Origin of the sequence: Sphingomonas elodea ATCC 31461 (genome assembly GCF_000226955.1) — a bacterium.
Taxonomy (GTDB): Bacteria; Pseudomonadota; Alphaproteobacteria; order Sphingomonadales; family Sphingomonadaceae; genus Sphingomonas; species Sphingomonas elodea.
Map to the genome: position 1 here is coordinate 51,868 of NZ_AGFU01000034.1, position 16,984 is coordinate 68,851.

Consider the following 16,984-nt stretch of genomic DNA (forward strand, 5'->3'; position numbering starts at 1 on the left):
GCTTGAGCAACGCCGTCATCCCGGCGAAAGCCGGGATGTAGTCGCCTCTCGGTGATAGCGAGAGTCCAGACGGAGCCCCCAATGGATCCCGGCTTTGGCCGGGATGACTCGCCTGGGAGAGCTGCGGCTGACCGCTATTCCTCGTTCCCCAGCCGGTCGACATGCAGGTCGACGGCCAGCTGCTCCTCGCCATGCCCGATGCGGTGGCCCGCCACGGCGGCGGCCCCTTCGGAATCGAGGCCGACCGCTACCCGTACATAGCCGTCGGCGGGCGACAGCCCGGTAACCGGATCGAACGCCACCCAGCCAAGCCCGTCGATCCACGCCTCGCACCAGGCATGCGGCGCGCATTGCTGCGTGCCGTCGAGATGATAGCCCGAGACGTAGCGCGCGGGTGCCTCCAGCGTGCGCGCGGCGGAGACGAACATCTGCGCCACGTCGCGCGAGGCCTCTGCCTTGCCGGCAAAGGCCTGCGCCGCGGTGAGGCCGTTGTCCGGCACATCGGGCACGCAGCGGAAGCGGGCGTGCAGCGCCTGGTTGAGCCGGTGGAGCCGCTCGATCGGATCGGTGGTGCCGGCGCTCACATCGGCCGCGAACGCCGCCAGCGCGGCGCTGGGCGCGGTGCGCGGGGTCGAGCGCAGGAACAGGGCGGGGGGCAGCGGCTCGGGCGTGCCGCGCAGTACGCCGGCATTGTCGGTGGTCAGCACCTCGCCGGTGACGACGACCTCGATCGCCTCGATCGGACCCTCGGCGTAGAGCATCGTCACCGCGTTGCCATAGCCGTCCGTCGCGTCGCGCAGCCGCGCATCGCAATCGACGCCGACCATCCAGCTCACCACCGTCTGGTGCTGGGTGTCGCACGGCGTGAGGCGCAGCATCTGGACGATCCGCGCCTGGGGCTGGGTGAAGCGGTAGACCGAGCGGTGTTCGACGGCGATGCGCATCAGAGGAACCGGAACTGGCGAGCGATCGCGCTGTCGAGCAGCGCGTTCTCGGTGATGAAGGTTTCCAGATATTCGTGCAGCCCGCCGACGATGATGTCGGGGGTGCGCGCCTTCTGGCAGCGGGCGAGGCGGGCGCGGGCCATGCGATCGGCCTCGCCCTGGAGCCCGGTGCGCTTGGCGAGCTGGCTGAGCAGCGTCACCGTTTCCTCGACGCAGGCGGCCAGGCTGCGCGGCAGTTCCGAACGGCTGACCAGCAGATCGATCACATTGTCCGGCCGCAGCCCTTCGGAATAGAGCCAGCGATAGGCGGTGACGGCGGACACGGTCTGGAGGATCGTCGTCCACTGGTCGCGATCCACCGCGCCGCCGACGCTTTCGCCCGCCGGCAGCAGCAGATGATATTTCACGTCGACCAGCCGCGCGGTGTTGTCGGCCCGCTCCACCGCGGCGCCGAGCTGGATCAGCAGCGTCGCCTCGTTGCGCATCATCCGGTGCGTCGCGCCCTCGAAGCCGCGCGTCTCGCCCTTGATCTGCTCGACCAGGTTCAGCGTTTCGGTGGCGCCGCCGGTGGAGGCGCGGTTGGCGAACAGCCACCAGGCGCGGTTGATCGCGGTCCAGGCCTCGCGGGTGAGCGCGGTGCGCACGGCGCGGGCGTTGTTGCGCGCCATTTCCAGGCAGCGGATGATCGAGCCGGGATGGCTGGCATCCAGCGTGAGGAAGCGCGCGACATGCGCCTGCACGGCCGGGTGGCCGGTCGCGGCAAAGGCCTCGTCGGTATAGCTGACGGCGAGCGCGCTCTGCCATGCCGCCTCGCCGGCGGGGCGGGCGGAGAGCGCATCGAGGCGGATCGTCGCCTCGACCAGCCGGGCGATGAAGTCCGCGCGTTCGACATAGCGGCCGAGCCAGTAGAGCGCGGCGGCGGTGCGGGAGAGCATCATCATGCCGCGTCTCCCAGCAGGACGAAGCTGTCCTTGGTGCCGCCGCCCTGGCTGGAATTGACCACCAGCGATCCCTCGCGCAGCGCCACGCGGGTGAGCCCGCCGGGCACCACGCGCACCTTGTCGCTGCCGGTCAGCACGAACGGGCGGAAATCGACATGGCGCGGCGCCAGCCCCTTCTCGGTCAGCGTCGGCACGGTGGAGAGGGCCAGCGTCGGCTGCGCGATATAGCGGTGCGGCTCGGCGATCAGCGCGGCGCGGAACGTCTCGATCTGCTCGCTGCTCGCCGTCGGGCCGACCAGCATGCCATAGCCGCCGGATCCGTCGACCAGCTTCACCACCAGCTCGGGCAGGTGATCGAGCACATATTTCAGCGCCTGCGGTTCGCGGCAGCGCCAGGTCTCTACATTGGGCAGCCTGGCCTCGCCGCCGGAATAGAAGCGGACGATCTCCGGCATGTAGCTGTAGATCGCCTTGTCGTCGGCGATGCCGTTGCCCGGCGCGTTGAGCAGCGCGACATTGCCCGCGCGGTACGCCGCGATCAGACCGGGCACGCCGAGCAGCGAATCCGGCTTGAACACCAGCGGATCGAGAAAATCATCGTCGATGCGGCGATAGATCACGTCCACCCGCACGCGGCCGGCGATCGTCTCCATATAGACGATGTCGTCATCGACCACGAGGTCGGCCGCCTCGACCAGCTCGACGCCCATCGAATCGGCGAGGAAGCTGTGCTCGTAATAGGCCGAGTTGAAATGGCCCGGGGTCAGCACGACGCACACCGGCCGTGCCCGCCCGGAGGGGGCGACCGAGCGCATCGTCTCCAGCAGCATGTCCGGATAGCTGTCGACCGGGGCCACGCGGAAATCGCGGAACAGCTCCGGGCACAGGCGGATCATCGCCTCGCGATTTTCCAGCATGTAGGAGACCCCGGAGGGCGTGCGGGCATTATCCTCCAGCACGTAGAATTCGTCCGGCCCGGTGCGGACCAGATCGATCCCGCAGATATGCGCCCAGACCCCGTGCGGCGGCCGGATGCCGGCGACTTCGGGGCGGAACTGTTCGTTGCGAAGGATCAGTTCGGGGGGGATGATGCCCTCGTCCAGGATCCGGCGGGCGCCGTAGATGTCTTCGAGAAAGGCGTTGATCGCCTCGACCCGCTGGACGAGGCCTTCGCTCAGCTTCTGCCATTCGCGCTGGAGGAAGATGCGCGGCACGATGTCGAAGGGAATGATCCGTTCGGCGGCGTCGCTGTCGCCATAGACGGCGAAAGTGATGCCGAGCTGGCGGAAGGCCGCCTCTGCCGATTGCTGCCGCCGTTGCAGTTCATCGGCGGGTGTATCCGCGATCCATTGCGACAGGGTGGAGAACTCGGCGCGCGGTGCGTCCGGCCCGCCATGCCCCCAGATTTCGTCGAACGCCCCCCGTGATCCCATCGATGCTCCCAAACGCCCGAGTGGCCAATTGGGTGCATGCTGCAATGCTTCGTTGCGCCGCACAAGCGGGGATTGTGCGCGCCTTCGCGGCGACCCGGATTTTTAACGGCGGCTGGTGCAGGGTGCGCGCATGACGATCCTGCTCGCGCTTGTCGCCGCCGCCCAGCCGTTCACCATCGCCGAGACCGGGCAGGGCTTTGCCACCCTCGCCGCCGCGGTGGAATCGGTGCGCGACGGCACCGCGACGATCCTGATCGCTCCCGGCACCTACCACCAGTGCGTGGTGCAGGCGGCCGGGCGCATCACCTACAAGGCGGCCCAGCCGGGCACCGCGATCTTCGAGCGCACCGTGTGCGAAGGCAAGGCGGCGTTGGTGCTGCGCGGGCGCGGATCGGCGGTGGACGGGGTGGTGTTCCGCAGGTTCCGCGTGGGCGACGGCAACGGGGCGGGCATCCGCATCGAGATGGGCGAGCTGACCGTCACGCGCTCGACCTTCCTCGACAGCCAGGAGGGCATCCTTGGCGGCGGGCATCCGAGCGTGCGCAGCATCACCATCGATCGATCGAGCTTCGCCGGGCTGGGCCAGTGCGACGAATCGCCGAGCTGCGCGCATTCGATCTACCTGACGGTCGACGGGCTGGTGACGATCACCCGCAGCCGCTTCGAGCGCGGCACCGGCGGCCACTATGTGAAGCTGCGCGCGCGCCGCGTGGCGATCACCGACAACAGCTTCGACGACAGCGCCGGGGCCAGGACCAACTACATGATCGACCTGTCCGAGGGCGGTACGGGCCTGATCGCGCAGAACATGTTCGTGCAGGGACGCGCGAAGGAGAACCGCTCGGGGCTGATCGTAGTGGCGGCCGAGGCGCGGACCTATCCGACCGACGGGCTGCGGGTGGAGGGCAACATCGCCGCCCTCGCGCCCGGTGCGCCGGCGGATCCGGCGTTCGTGGCGGACCTGTCCGGCGGGCGGATCACGGTCACGAACAACCGGCTGACGGGGATGCGCGCGTTCGAGAAACGATGAGTTTAGATCCTCCCCGGAACGGGGAGGATCTTTGCTTACTTGCAGCTGTCCCCAACACCCGCGTCGAGATCGAGGCAGCGGCCGTCGATCTCCACCGGCACCGGCACCTTGATCAGCGCCGCCAGCGTCGGCGCGATATCCACCGTCTCCACCGACAGCGGCTGTTCGAAACCGGTCATGCCCTTGCGCCAGAACAGGATCGGCACGCGCCGGTCATAGTCCCAGAAGCTGCCATGCGTGGCGACATTGCCGATCGCGGGATCGAGGATCGGCGTCACGCGCGGCTTGAGCGCCACGATCAGATCGCCCGAACGCTGCGGATCATAGGAGGCGCGGGCGCGCTCCAGCAGGCTCCAGGTTTCGGGGGGCGTGTGGACGATCGGCGTCGCCTCGATCTGCGCGCGGGTGAACACCGCCTGGACCTGGCTGTTGGCGGCATAGAGCTTCGCGGCCTCGGCCAGCACGGCGGCGCGCTTCGCCTGCGGGACCGACGGCGAGACATAGACGTCGCCGCCCGGGCCGCCGACCAGCACCGGGCCGGTCAGCGCCAGCTTGCCCGCCAGCGCGCGGCTGATGCCGGTGGTGGTGACGTCGGCAGTGATGCGCTGCTCGGTCGGCGCGCCGTGCTCGCGGTGGCGTTCGGGCAGGTCGTGGCCGCCATGATCGGCGGTGAGCACCACCTGATAGTCGACGTTCGTGCGGTCCAGTGCCTCGAACAGCCGGCCCAGCGTCTGATCGAGCGAGAAGAGCTGCAGGCACATCTCGCTGCCCTCGGTGCCATAGGTGTGGCCGACATAATCGGTGACCGAGGCGCCGAGGATCAGCAGATCGGTATGGCCCTGCTGGCCGAGCTTCATGTCGGTCGCCAGCCTGGCGCCGAGCGCCAGCACCGCATCGTCGAACTCGGGCGAGATACGGAACGCCCTGGCGTCGCCCGCCGCGCGCGCGAAGCGGCCGTCGCCGACGGTCTTCGTCGCGCTCACCGGGATCGCGCGGCTGCGGGCCTTGCAGAAGGCCGGCAGGTCGAGCGGGGTCTGCGCCTCGGCGATGCGCGCGGTGGTGGCGGCGTTGATCCTGGTCACCGCCTCCGGCGCGGTGCGGCCGGCGTAGGACACGAACGCCTTGCCGTCCCACCACCAGAGCTCGTCGACCTTGTGGCCGCCCATCATCACCGCGGCGCGGTCCTTGCCCGCGACCGAGACGACGCGCGACTGCGGATCGGCCGCCTTCATCCACTCGCCCAGCGTGGGCACCTTCAGATGCTTGTCGGAGACGGTGTAGTGGTTCGAATCCGTGCCCGGCACGGTCTCGTCCTCGGCGCAATAGACCGTCTTGTCGGCGCGCGGGACGGCGAAATCGGTCCAGTCATTGGCGATGATGCCGGTGCGGGCGGGGTGGTCGCCGGTGAGGATCGTCGAGTGGCCCGGGCAGGTCTCGGTCGCGGCATGGCTCTGGTAACCGGCGGGGAATACCGCGCCGGACATCAGCCGGGCGAAGCCGCCGGTGAACTGGCCGCGATATTCGGCGAACAGATCGGCCGAGAACTGGTCGACCGAGATCACCACCAACAGCCTGGGCGGCGTGGCGGGCGCGGCGGGGGCGGGCGCGCTCTGCTGGGCCAGCGCGGGGGTGGCGGCCAGCGCGAGCGCGGCGAGGGGGGCAAGCAGTTTCATCAGGGCCGGCTCCGGGCACGGGTGGACGTTGGTGCACCCAGCTATTGTCGAACGCGGCGAACTGGGCAAGGACGGCGCCATGGCCCAGCTACGTTTCGCTTTGATGTCGCTCCTGCTCCTCTTCGCGCATGTCGCCCCGGCGGCGGCGCAGGGGTTCGCCAAGGGCCCGCATGTCCGCAGCGCGCTGGTGGCCGAGACGGCGACCCCGAAACCGGGCAGCGACGTGACGCTGGCGCTGGTCTCGACGCCCGATCCCAAGTGGCACGCCTATTGGCAGAATCCCGGCGATGCGGGGCTGCCGGCCGAGGCGCAGTGGACGCTACCGGCCGGTGCCCGCGCGGCGGATTTCCGCTATCCGGTGCCGCAGCGGCTGCTGATCGCCGGGCTGATGAACTATGTGTACGAGGGCACCTTCGTCCGGCTGACGACGCTGCACATCCCCGCCGATGCCAAGGGCACGTTTCCGGTCAAACTGAAGCTCGATTATCTCGTCTGCACCGATACGCTGTGCGTGCCGGAGAAGGCGGCGCTGGAGACGGTGCTGACGATCGGCGACGGCGCGATCGATCCGGCGACCCGCGCGAAGTTCGACGGCTGGCGCGCGAAGCTGCCCAGGCCGCTGAGCACGCCGGCCAGCTTCCAGGCGGACGGCGGCACGCTGCGGATCGCGGTGCCCTATCCGGCGGGCGCGGCGGCGAAGCAGGTCTATTTCTACCCGCTGACCGCCAACGCGGTGGACTATGCCGCGCCGCAGACCGTGACGCGCGACGGCGACCGGCTGGTGCTCGAGACCAAGGCCCGCACCGCGCCGACCGCGCTGGACGGCGTGCTGGCGATCGACGGGCAGGGGCTTACCATCGCCGCGAAGCCCGGCGCAGTGCCGCCGGCCAGGCCCGCCAGCGCCGCGACCCCGTGGCTGGCCGCGATCGGCGCGTTCTTCGCGGCGGTGCTCGGCGGGCTCATCCTCAACGTGATGCCCTGCGTCTTCCCGATCCTCAGCCTCAAGGCGCTGAGCCTCGCCAAGGCGAACAACGATAGCGGCAGCCCGCGCGCCGAGGCGCTGGCCTATACCGCCGGCGTGGTGCTGGTGTGCCTGGCGCTGGGCGGGCTGCTGCTCGGCCTGCGCGCGGCGGGATCTAGCGTGGGCTGGGCGTTCCAGCTGCAGGACCCGCGCGTGATCCTGGTGCTGCTGCTGCTCGTCGCGGCCATTGCCTTCAACCTGGCCGGGCTGTTCGAGATCACCACGCCCGCCTTTGTCAACCGCGCGGCGAGCCAGGGCCATGGCGGCGCCTTTGCCACCGGTGCGCTGGCGGCGTTCATCGCCACGCCGTGCACCGGGCCGTTCATGGCCTCGGCGCTGGGCGCGGCGCTGGTGCTGCCGTGGTTCGCCGGGCTGGCGATCTTCGGCGGGCTGGGGCTGGGCATCGCGCTGCCCTTCCTGCTGCTCGGCTTCGTCCCCGCGTTCCGGCGCAAGCTGCCCAAACCGGGTCCCTGGATGGCGACGATGCGGCACATCCTGTCGGTGCCCATGTTCCTGACCGCGCTGGCGCTCGCCTGGGTGCTGGGCAAGCAGGCGGGGGTGGACGGCATGACGATCGGGCTGGCGGCGACGCTGCTCGCGGCGCTCGGCCTGTGGTGGGCGGGTGCCCGCCAGGCCCGGGGCCGCAGCCGTGCGTGGCTGCCGGCGGTGCCGCTGGTGCTGCTGGCGCTCGGCGGCGTGGCGCTGGTCCGTCCGGCCGCACCGGCGTCCGCGGCCGTGGCGGGGACCGAGCCGTTCAGCGAGGCGCGGCTGGCCGAGCTCCGCGCGCAGGGGCGGCCGGTGTTCGCCTATTTCACCGCCGACTGGTGCCTGACCTGCAAGGTCAACGAGAAGGCGGTGATCGAAACCGCCGCCGTCGAGAAGGCGCTGGCCGAGGGCAAGGTCGCCGTGCTGGTCGGCGACTGGACCAATGGGGATGCGACGCTGGGCCGCTTCATCGAGGCGCACAACCGCGCAGGCGTGCCGCTCTACCTCTGGTACAAGCCGGGGCAGGATACGCCCGAGGTGCTGCCGCAGGTGCTGACCCAGGACCTGCTGGCGACCCGCGCAAAGGGCGGGTGATCTAACCACTGTCATCCCGGCGGACGCCGGGATCCAGACGCCACTCCGCCGCAGCAAGCGCCGATATGGAGACCCCAATGGATCCCGGCTTTCGCCGGGATGACGGCTGGGGCGGGCGGGTAGCGCCCCTCAGCGCAGCGTCTTGATGATCCCCGAGAAATCGAGCTCCGCGCCTTCGCCTGCGACGAACGCGGCATAGAGCTGCTCGGCGCGCGCGCCCATCGGCACCTGCGCGCCGACGCTGGCCGCCGCTTCCATCGCCAGCTTGAGGTCCTTGAGCATCAGGGGGGCGGCAAAACCGCCCTGATACTCCCGGTCGGCGGGGGTTTCCGGGCCGACGCCGGGGACCGGGCAATAGCTCGTCATCGACCAGCTCTGCCCCGAGGAAACCGAGGCGATGTCGAAGAAGCGCTGCTGGTCGAGCCCCAATTTCTCGGCGAGCGCGAAGGCCTCGCAGGTGGCGACCATCGTCGCGCCGAGGATCATGTTATTGCAGATCTTGGCCGCCTGGCCCGCGCCGCTGGCGCCGGCGTGGATGACGGCTTTGCCCATGTCCTCCAGGAACGGCTCGGCCCGCTCGAACGCCGCCACGCTGCCGCCGACCATGAAGGTGAGCGTGCCGCCATTGGCTGCGGCGATGCCGCCCGAGACCGGCGCATCGACCGCGAGCAGCCCGCGCTGGGTGGCGGCTTCGGCGACGCGGCGGGCGGTGGCGACGTCGATCGTCGAACAGTCGATCAGGATCGCGCCCGCCTCGGCATGGTCGAGCAGCGTTTCGGTGTAGAGCGCCTCGACATGCTGCCCGGCGGGCAGCATGGTGACGATGGCCTCGGCACCGGCGATGGCGTCGGCGGCGGTGGCGGCGGGCAGGCAGCCGGCCTTCTTCGCGCGCTCCAGCGCCTCGGCCGAAAGATCGAAGGCGCGGACGTCGTGGCCCGCCTTGGCGAGGTTCGCCGCCATCCCGCCGCCCATGTTGCCGAGGCCGATAAAAGCTACGCGTGCCATGTCTTAGCTCCCCTCCCGCTTGCGGGAGGGGCTGGGGGTGGGCCCTCCCTCTCCACAAGCGATGGTGTCGCGGATGCCGGGGGCCCACCCCCCAGCCCCCTCCCGCACGCGGGAGGGGGAGTGGTTCAGTGCTTCAACGTCCCGTCCAGTTCCCGGCACGCTTCTCGACGAAGGCGGTCATGCCTTCCTTCTGGTCTTCGGTGCCGAACAGGCCGTGGAACAGGCGGCGCTCGAACTGCACGCCCTGCGCCAGGCTCGTCTCGAACGCGGCGTTGACCATTTCCTTGTTGGCCTTGACCGCCAGCGGCGGCATCGCGGCGATGGTCGCGGCGGTCTGCACCGCTTCCTCGACCAGCTCGGCGGCGGGCAGGATGCGGCTGACCAGCCCGGCGCGTTCGGCTTCGCCTGCGTCCATCATCCGGCCGGTGAGGCACATCTCCATCGCCTTGGCCTTGCCCACCGCGCGCGTCAGCCGCTGCGAGCCGCCCATGCCCGGCGAGACGCCCAGCTTGATCTCGGGCTGGCCGAACTTCGCCGTATCGGCCGCGAGGATGAAGTCGCACATCATCGCCACCTCGCAGCCGCCGCCCAGCGCATAGCCCGACACGGCGGCGATGATCGGCTTGCGGGTGCGGGTGAAGGCGTCCCAGCCGGCGAAGAAGTCATGGCCGTACATGTCGGCGAAGCCCTGGGCCTGCATCTCCTTGATGTCGGCGCCGGCGGCGAAGGCCTTTTCGCTGCCGGTGAGCACCGCGCATCCCTGTGCCGGATCGGCGTCGAAGGCGCGCATCACGTCCAGCAGTTCGTCCAGCACCTGCGCATTGAGCGCGTTGAGCGCCTTGGGCCGGTTGAGCGTGATCAGCGTCACCGCGCCGCGCTGTTCGACGAGGAGAGTTTCGTAGGAAGACATGACGTTCTCCGTTCAGGGCGCCCAGGCCTGCGCGGGCGGCAGGGGGGCGAAGATGGCATCGATCGCGGCGCTGTCCACCGCTTCCGGGGTGGATGGAGACCAAAGCGGGGCATTGTCCTTGTCGACGATCACCGCGCGCACGCCCTCGGCGAAATCGGGCAGGCAGCAGACGCGGGTGGCCACCGCATATTCCTGGACCATCTCGGCGGCGAAATCGGGCATCGCGCGGCCTTCGCGGACGATGCGCAGCGACACCTTGCAGGCCTGGGGCGACTTGGTGCGCAGCGTGGCGAGCGTGGCGGTCGCCCAGTCGCTGGCCTCGGCTTCCAGCGCGGCGACAATGTCCTCCACGCTGTCGCCTGCGAACAGTCGGTCGATATCGGCATAATGGGCGAGGATCTTCGCGATCGGCGGTTCGACGGACAGGTCGTCGAGGATCGCCAGCGCCTTGTCGGGCGCGGTGGCGATCTGCGCCCTGGCGGAGGCCAGCGCCTCGGCCGGCAGGTAATGGGTGGCGAGACCGAGGGCGAGGCATTCGGCGCCATCGAGCCGGTGGCCGGTCAGCGCCAGATACTCGCCCATCCGCCCGGGCAGGCGTGACAGATACCAGCCGCCGCCGACGTCGGGGAACAGGCCGATGCCGGTTTCGGGCATGGCGAACTTGGTGTTCTCGGTCGCCACCCGGTAGCGCGCCGGCTGCGAGATGCCGACGCCGCCACCCATCACGATGCCGTCGGCAAAGGCGACGATCGGCTTGGGATAGGTGAACAGCCGGTGGTTGAGCCGGTATTCGGTGCGGAAGAAATCCGCCGCTTCGGCGCCGTCGCTCGCGCCGCTTTCGGCGATCATGCGGATGTCGCCGCCGGCGCAGAAGCCGCGGCCCTCGGCATGATCGAGCAGGACGATGTGGACGGCGTCATCGCCTTCCCACGCATCGAGCGCATCGAGCATTGCCTGGCACATGCCGGTGTTGAGCGCGTGCAGCGCCTTGGGGCGGTTGAGGCGGAGGCGGGCGACGGGGCCGTCGATCTGGGTGAGGATGTCGCTCATTCGCGCACCATCTCCCGGCCGACGATCATCCGCATCACCTGGTTGGTGCCCTCGAGGATCGAGTGGACGCGCAGGTCGCGCCAGAAGCGTTCGATCGGATAGTCCATCAGATAGCCATAGCCGCCGTGCAGCTGCAGCGCGCGATCGACCACCGACGATCCGGTGTCGGTGGCCAGCCGCTTGGCCATCGCGGCGAAGCGGGTCTTGTCGGGGGTGCCCGCGGTGACCTTGGCGGCGGCGAGGTAGAGCAGCGCGCGTGCCGCCTCCAGCTCGGTCGCCATGTCGGCGAGGGTGAACTGGGTGTTCTGAAAGTCGGCGATCGCCTTGCCGAACTGCTTGCGCTCCTGGGTGTAGCGCACCGCCTCGTCGAGGCAGCGCTGCGCGCCGCCCAGCGAGCAGGCGCCGATGTTGAGCCGGCCGCCGTCCAATCCCATCATCGCGATGCGGAAGCCTTCGCCCTCGGCGCCGACCAAATTTTCCACCGGCACACGGACATTGTCGAGGATCACCTGCGCGGTGGGTTGGCTGTGCCAGCCCAGCTTGCGCTCCTGGGCGCCGAAGCTGACGCCAGGCATGTCCTTCTCGATGGCGAGGCAGGAAATGCCCTTGGGGCCGTCCTCGCCGGTGCGGACCATGGTGAGGTAGAGGTCGTTCTCCCCGCCCCCGGAGATGAACTGCTTGGAGCCTGTGACGACATAATGGTCGCCGTCGCGCACCGCGCGCGTCTTGAGCGCCGCCGCGTCCGAGCCCGAGCCGGGCTCGGTGAGGCAGTAGCTGGCCAGCCGGTCCATGGTGACGAGGCTGGGGAGATACTTGTCCTTCACGGCCGGCGCGCCGAACCGGTCGATCATCCAGGCGGCCATGTTGTGGATCGAGATGAAGGCGGAGGTGGAGGGGCAGCCATAGGCCATCGCCTCGAAGATCAGCGCGGACTCGAGCCGGCCGAGACCGATGCCGCCCGATTCCTCCGAGACATAGATCGCCGCGAAGCCCAGCTCGGCGGCGGCCTTGATCGTGTCGCGCGGGAAGACGTGCTTCTCATCCCATTCAGCCGCGTGCGGGGTGATCGCATCGGCGGTGAACTTCTGCGCCAACTCCTGGATCTGGCGCTGGTCGTCGGTGAGGTCGAACTGGTGGGTCATGAATTTTGCTCGAATGAAGGTTTCGCACAGTCGCGTTTGGCCGCATCTCCAAACTGAAGGCGGCGGAGCAGCGAATAATCTTCTGTGGTGCCTTTAAAGGCTTGGCCCCAGACATGCGTGTAGAAGGGCTCGGTTTGGCTGCCCGTCCAGATGACGTAGCCAAACCCTTTCGAACTACTACCAACGCGATAGGTAGGTTTTGCCAGCCCCGCGTCGACCCGGTCGGTGCCGGGACCATCCTGTGGCGCAAAACCTTCGTAGAGGCCGAATCCGCCGGATGGGCTCTCTAGACCCTCCAGCAGAAAGTCGGGCCCATAGTTCAGACGGATGCGCTCCCCTGCTCGCAGGTCGATCGCGAACTTCGAGCCACAGTAGCGCAGCGGACCTTCAAATACGCGCTCACCGCTGCCGGACAGGCCGGTGGAGAACGACAGCGCGGCGACTGCGATCAGGAAAGATATCATTCTGCTACCCCATGGTCGGAATGACGAAGGCGTTGGCCGCGTCGCCCACGCCGCCATCCGGCCAGCGTTGCGTCACCGTCTTGACCTTGGTCCAGAAGCGGACGCCTTCCATGCCGTGCTGGTTGACGTCGCCGAACGCCGAGCGCTTCCAGCCGCCGAAGCTGTGATACGCCACCGGCACCGGGATCGGCACGTTGATGCCTACCATGCCGACATTCACCCGCGCCGCGAACTCGCGCGCGGCATGGCCGTTGCGGGTGAAGATCGCGACGCCGTTGCCGTACTGGTGCTCGCTCGGCAGCCGCAGTGCGGTCTCGAAATCGGGGGCGCGAACGATCTGGAGGACCGGGCCGAAGATTTCTTCCTGGTAGCTCTTCATGCCCGGGGTCACGCGGTCGAACAGCGACGGGCCGATGAAGAAGCCCTGCTCATGGCCCTGGAGCGAAAAGCCGCGGCCGTCGATCACCAGCTCGGCGCCCTCGTCGACGCCGGTCTGGATCCAGTTCTCCACGCGCGCCTTGTGCGCAGCGTTGACCACCGGGCCGTACTGCGCCTCGGCATCGGTGGAGATGCCCACCCGCAGCGAACGAATCGCCGGGATCAGCTTTTCGCGGAGCGCATCGGCGGTCTTGTCACCCACCGGCACCACCACGGGGAGCGCCATGCAGCGCTCGCCCGCCGAGCCGAACGCCGCGCCGGATAGGTCCGCCACGACCTGGTCGAGATCGGCATCGGGCATGACGATGCCGTGGTTCTTGGCGCCGCCCATCGCCTGAACGCGCTTCCCCGCCGCGACGCCGCGCTGGTAGACATAGTGCGCGATGTCCGACGAGCCGACAAAGCTCACCGCGCCGATCGCCGGGTGATCGAGGATCGCATCGACCATCTCCTTGTCGCCCTGCACCACCTGCAGGATGCCCTGCGGAGCGCCGGCCTCCAGCATCAGTTCGGCGAGGCGGACGGGGACGCTCGGATCGCGTTCGGAGGGCTTGAGGAGGAAGGCGTTGCCGCAGGCGATGGCGACGCCGAACATCCACATCGGGATCATCGCGGGGAAGTTGAACGGGGTGATGCCCGCGCCGATGCCGAGCGGCATGCGCATCGAATAGACGTCGATGCCGGGGCCGGCACCTTGCGTATACTCGCCCTTGAGCGCGTGGGGGATGCCGCAGGCGAATTCGATCACCTCGAGCCCGCGCTGGATGTCGCCCTTGGAATCGGCGATCACCTTGCCGTGCTCGGCCGAGAGCATATGGGCCAGCGCATCCATGTTCGCCTCGACCAGTTCCTTGAAGCGGAACATCACGCGGGCACGGCGCTGCGGGTTGGTCGCGGCCCAGCCGGGCTGGGCGGCCTGGGCGGCGGCGACGGCGCGGTCGAGATCGGCGGCGGTGCCGAGCGGCACCCGCGCCTGCACCGCACCGCTATTGGGGTCGAAAACGTCCGCGTGGCGCGTGGCTCCGGCGCCGGCTGCTCCCGCGATCACATGGTCGATCACACGCATCTAACTCTCCTGCGGGCCGGCTGCGCGCCGACTCATCTGTTGTAATTAAATTGCGCAATGGCACAGCGCATCCGGGATGTCATCCTAGCTGTTGATGCAGGACGCGGCCGTTTCCCGACGATCAGGTGCGCGCCTGCGTCAGCACGTCGGCGAGCAGCCGGAAGTCGCGTTCCCGCGGAGACGCCTTGCGCCAGACGAGCGCGATCTGCCGCGACGCATGGGCGGAATCGAGCGGGCGGGCGCTGACCGAGGTGTGCTGGAGGATGCCGGCATCCACCGCCATTTCCGGCAGCATCGTCACCCCCAGCCCGTTATCGACCATCTGCACCATGGTGTGGAGCGAGGTGCCCAGCATCGTCGCCTCGGCGCGCAGTTCGGGGCGGTTGCAGGCGGCCAGCGCATGGTCCTTCAGGCAATGCCCGTCTTCCAGCATGAGCAGGCGGGTCTCGTCGATCGCATCGGGGTGGATCGCCGCCGTGGGGTCCATCTCGCCGTTGCGGAAGGCGACGAACAGCCGGTCGTCGAACAGCCGCGCGCTTTCCACGTCGCCGCAGGAAAAGGGGAGGGCGAGCAGCACGCAATCGGTGCGGCCATGGCTCAGCGCCTCGCAGGCCTGGCCGCTGGTTTCTTCGCGCAGATACAGCTTCAGGTCCGGATATTGCTCGCGCAGGCGCGGCAGGATGCGCGGCAGCAGGAACGGCGCGATGGTGGGGATGACGCTCATCCGCATCTCGCCCGAGAGCGGGCGGCCGGCGGCGCGGGCGAGATCGCCCAGCTCGTCCGCCTCGCGCAGCACCCGGCGCGCCTTTTCCACGATCCGCTCGCCCAGCGGCGTGAAGCGGACCACCCGCCGGGTGCGTTCGACCAGCACGACGCCGATCAGCGTTTCCAGCTCGCGGATGCCGGCGGAGAGGGTGGATTGGGTAACGAAGCACGCCTCCGCCGCCCGGCCGAAATGACCGGCATCGTTGAGCGCCACCAGATATTGCAGCTGCTTGAGGGTGGGGAGGTAGGTTTGCGCCACTGATCGCCTCTCTCGATTGTCGAGCGGGTATATAGTGGCGTTTCCGAACATGGGAAGCGAGGCAGAGAAAAAGCGCCCCTCCCGCTTCCGGGAGGGGCGCATGGCTCAGGCGGCAACAGCCTGAAGCTCTTCTTCGGGCAGGCGGATCATGTAATCGAACGCGGAGAGCGCCGCGGTGGAGCCCGCGCCCATCGCGATCACGATCTGCTTGTAGGGCACGGTGGTGCAATCGCCCGCCGCGAAGATGCCGGGCTGGCTGGTTTCGCCGCGCGCGTCGATCTCGATCTCGCCGCGGGTGGTGAGCGCCACGCTGTGCTTCAGCCACTCGGTATTCGGCACCAGGCCGATCTGGACGAAGATGCCCTCCAGCTGGATGTCGTGCTCGGTCCCGCTGTTGCGGTCCTTGTAGCTGAGGCCGGAAACCTTCTCGCCGTCGCCGTTGACCCGGGTGGTCATCGCCGAGGTGAGGATCTTGACGTTGGGCAGGCTGGCGAGCTTGCGCTGCAGCACCGCATCGGCACGCAGCTGGCTGTCATATTCGATCAGCGTGACGTGCGCGACGATGCCGGCCAGGTCGATCGCCGCCTCGACACCCGAGTTGCCGCCGCCGATCACCGCGACCCGCTTGCCCTTGAACAGCGGGCCGTCGCAGTGCGGGCAATAGGCCACGCCCTTGTTCTTGTATTCTTCCTCGCCCGGCACGTTCATCTGCCGCCAGCGCGCGCCAGTGGAAAGGATGACCGCCTTGGCCTTCAGGCTCGCGCCGTTTGCCAGCACCACTTCGTGCAGGCCGCCTTCGCGCTTGGCCGGGATCAGCTTCTCGGCGCGCTGCAGGTTCATGACGTCGACGTCATAGTCCTTCACATGCTGTTCGAGCTGCGCGACCAGCTTCGGGCCTTCGGTGTGCGAGACCGAGATGAAATTCTCGATGCCCATGGTGTCGAGCACCTGGCCGCCGAAGCGCTCGGCCGCGACGCCGACGCGGATGCCCTTGCGCGCGGTGTAGATCGCCGCCGCCGCCCCGGCGGGGCCGCCGCCGACGACGAGCACGTCGAATGGATCCTTGCTCTTGATCTTCTCGGCCGCACGGGCTTCGGCACCGGTATCGATCTTGGCGACGATCTGCTCCAGGTCCATGCGGCCTGAGGCGAAGGGCTCGCCGTTCAGGTACACCGTGGGCACCGCCATGATCTTGCGGCCCTCCACCTCGTCCTTGAACAGTGCGCCGTCGATCGCGGTGTGGCGGATATTGGGGTTCAGCACCGCCATCAGGTTCAGCGCCTGCACCACGTCCGGGCAGTTCTGGCACGACAGCGAGAAATAGGTCTCGAAGGTGAAATCACCCTCGATATTGCGGACCTGCTCGATCAGCTCCTGCGCGGCCTTGCTCGGGTGGCCGCCGACCTGGAGCAGGGCCAGTACCAGCGAGGTGAACTCATGCCCCATCGGGATGCCGGCGAAGCGCACGCCGATATCGGTGCCCTTGCGGCGGATCATGAAGCTGGGCTTGCGATCGTCCGCGGCGTGGACAAGGTCGATCTTGTCCGACAGTCCGGCGATCTGGCTCAGCAGTTCGCCCAGCTCGCGCGACTTGGCGTCCTCGCCCAGGCTGGCGACGAGCTCGATCGGCTCGCGGATGTTCACGAGATAGCCCTTGAGCTGCTGCGTCAGGTTGGCGTCGAGCATGGGAAACTCCTGTATGTCTCACGAAAACGGCCCGGGGCGGAGAGGGAATTCCGCTCCGGGCCGCAACCGGCGCCCGC

At 68.7% G+C, this 16,984-nt stretch carries 14 protein-coding genes; 2 read left to right on the forward strand and 12 right to left on the reverse strand.

All coding sequences use genetic code 11. The features are described 5' to 3' along the window. Window positions 1-134: 134 nt before the first annotated feature. Genes KK7_RS0110780 through KK7_RS0110790 form a run of 3 tightly spaced genes read right to left on the reverse strand, consistent with a single transcriptional unit; the run spans window position 135 to window position 3,318 of the window. Window positions 135-944 (reverse strand): transglutaminase family protein, encoded by an 810-nt coding sequence (locus tag KK7_RS0110780; RefSeq protein WP_010544661.1) that lies wholly within the window; start codon window positions 942-944, stop codon window positions 135-137. After that, window positions 944-1,879 (reverse strand): alpha-E domain-containing protein, encoded by a 936-nt coding sequence (locus KK7_RS0110785; protein WP_029623179.1) that lies wholly within the window; start codon window positions 1,877-1,879, stop codon window positions 944-946. The genes KK7_RS0110780 and KK7_RS0110785 overlap by 1 nt, the downstream gene beginning before the upstream one ends. Before the next feature lie 2 nt (window positions 1,880-1,881). Beyond that, a complete protein-coding gene (locus KK7_RS0110790) occupies window positions 1,882-3,318 on the reverse strand; it encodes a circularly permuted type 2 ATP-grasp protein (RefSeq protein ID WP_010544663.1) in 1,437 nt (478 codons plus the stop codon). A 130-nt stretch (window positions 3,319-3,448) separates the two neighbouring features. On the opposite strand from KK7_RS0110790, the gene KK7_RS0110795 reads away from it, so the two are divergent. Then, window positions 3,449-4,348: a right-handed parallel beta-helix repeat-containing protein gene (locus KK7_RS0110795; protein ID WP_010544664.1), complete on the forward strand. Its 900-nt coding sequence runs from the start codon at window positions 3,449-3,451 to the stop codon at window positions 4,346-4,348. Between the two features lie 35 nt (window positions 4,349-4,383). Here KK7_RS0110795 and KK7_RS0110800 read toward each other — a convergent pair whose 3' ends face one another. Beyond that, window positions 4,384-6,021 (reverse strand): alkaline phosphatase family protein, encoded by a 1,638-nt coding sequence (locus KK7_RS0110800; protein ID WP_010544665.1) that lies wholly within the window; start codon window positions 6,019-6,021, stop codon window positions 4,384-4,386. Window positions 6,022-6,100: 79 nt separating this feature from the next. Here KK7_RS0110800 and KK7_RS0110805 point away from each other — a divergent pair, with 79 nt between their 5' ends. Beyond that, a complete protein-coding gene (locus KK7_RS0110805) occupies window positions 6,101-8,122 on the forward strand; it encodes a protein-disulfide reductase DsbD family protein (protein ID WP_010544666.1) in 2,022 nt (673 codons plus the stop codon). Window positions 8,123-8,251: 129 nt separating this feature from the next. On the opposite strand, the gene mmsB is transcribed toward KK7_RS0110805, so the two are convergent. The 8 genes from mmsB to ahpF all read right to left on the reverse strand — a co-directional run bounded on the left by mmsB (window position 8,252) and on the right by ahpF (window position 16,907). Then, the gene (gene mmsB / locus KK7_RS0110810; RefSeq protein ID WP_010544667.1) at window positions 8,252-9,127 is read right to left on the reverse strand and encodes a 3-hydroxyisobutyrate dehydrogenase; all 876 of its coding nucleotides are present in this window, start codon (window positions 9,125-9,127) and stop codon (window positions 8,252-8,254) included. 133 nt (window positions 9,128-9,260) lie between these two features. Beyond that, window positions 9,261-10,037 (reverse strand): enoyl-CoA hydratase, encoded by a 777-nt coding sequence (locus KK7_RS0110815; protein WP_010544668.1) that lies wholly within the window; start codon window positions 10,035-10,037, stop codon window positions 9,261-9,263. A 12-nt stretch (window positions 10,038-10,049) separates the two neighbouring features. Continuing rightward, window positions 10,050-11,087, reverse strand: a complete 1,038-nt coding sequence (locus KK7_RS0110820; protein ID WP_010544669.1) for an enoyl-CoA hydratase/isomerase family protein — start codon at window positions 11,085-11,087, stop codon at window positions 10,050-10,052. Then, window positions 11,084-12,229, reverse strand: a complete 1,146-nt coding sequence (locus KK7_RS0110825; protein ID WP_010544670.1) for an acyl-CoA dehydrogenase family protein — start codon at window positions 12,227-12,229, stop codon at window positions 11,084-11,086. The genes KK7_RS0110820 and KK7_RS0110825 overlap by 4 nt, the downstream gene beginning before the upstream one ends. Continuing rightward, window positions 12,226-12,693 carry a hypothetical protein gene (locus tag KK7_RS0110830; RefSeq protein WP_010544671.1) on the reverse strand — a complete coding sequence of 156 codons (468 nt, stop codon included), beginning with the start codon at window positions 12,691-12,693 and terminating at the stop codon, window positions 12,226-12,228. The genes KK7_RS0110825 and KK7_RS0110830 overlap by 4 nt, the downstream gene beginning before the upstream one ends. A 4-nt stretch (window positions 12,694-12,697) precedes the next feature. Then, window positions 12,698-14,197, reverse strand: coding sequence for a CoA-acylating methylmalonate-semialdehyde dehydrogenase (locus KK7_RS0110835; protein ID WP_010544672.1), 1,500 nt, complete (start codon window positions 14,195-14,197; stop codon window positions 12,698-12,700). Between the two features lie 121 nt (window positions 14,198-14,318). Further along, the gene (locus KK7_RS0110840) at window positions 14,319-15,221 is read right to left on the reverse strand and encodes a hydrogen peroxide-inducible genes activator (protein ID WP_010544673.1); all 903 of its coding nucleotides are present in this window, start codon (window positions 15,219-15,221) and stop codon (window positions 14,319-14,321) included. 105 nt (window positions 15,222-15,326) lie between these two features. After that, window positions 15,327-16,907 (reverse strand): alkyl hydroperoxide reductase subunit F, encoded by a 1,581-nt coding sequence (gene ahpF, locus KK7_RS0110845; protein WP_010544674.1) that lies wholly within the window; start codon window positions 16,905-16,907, stop codon window positions 15,327-15,329. Window positions 16,908-16,984: the final 77 nt, after the last annotated feature.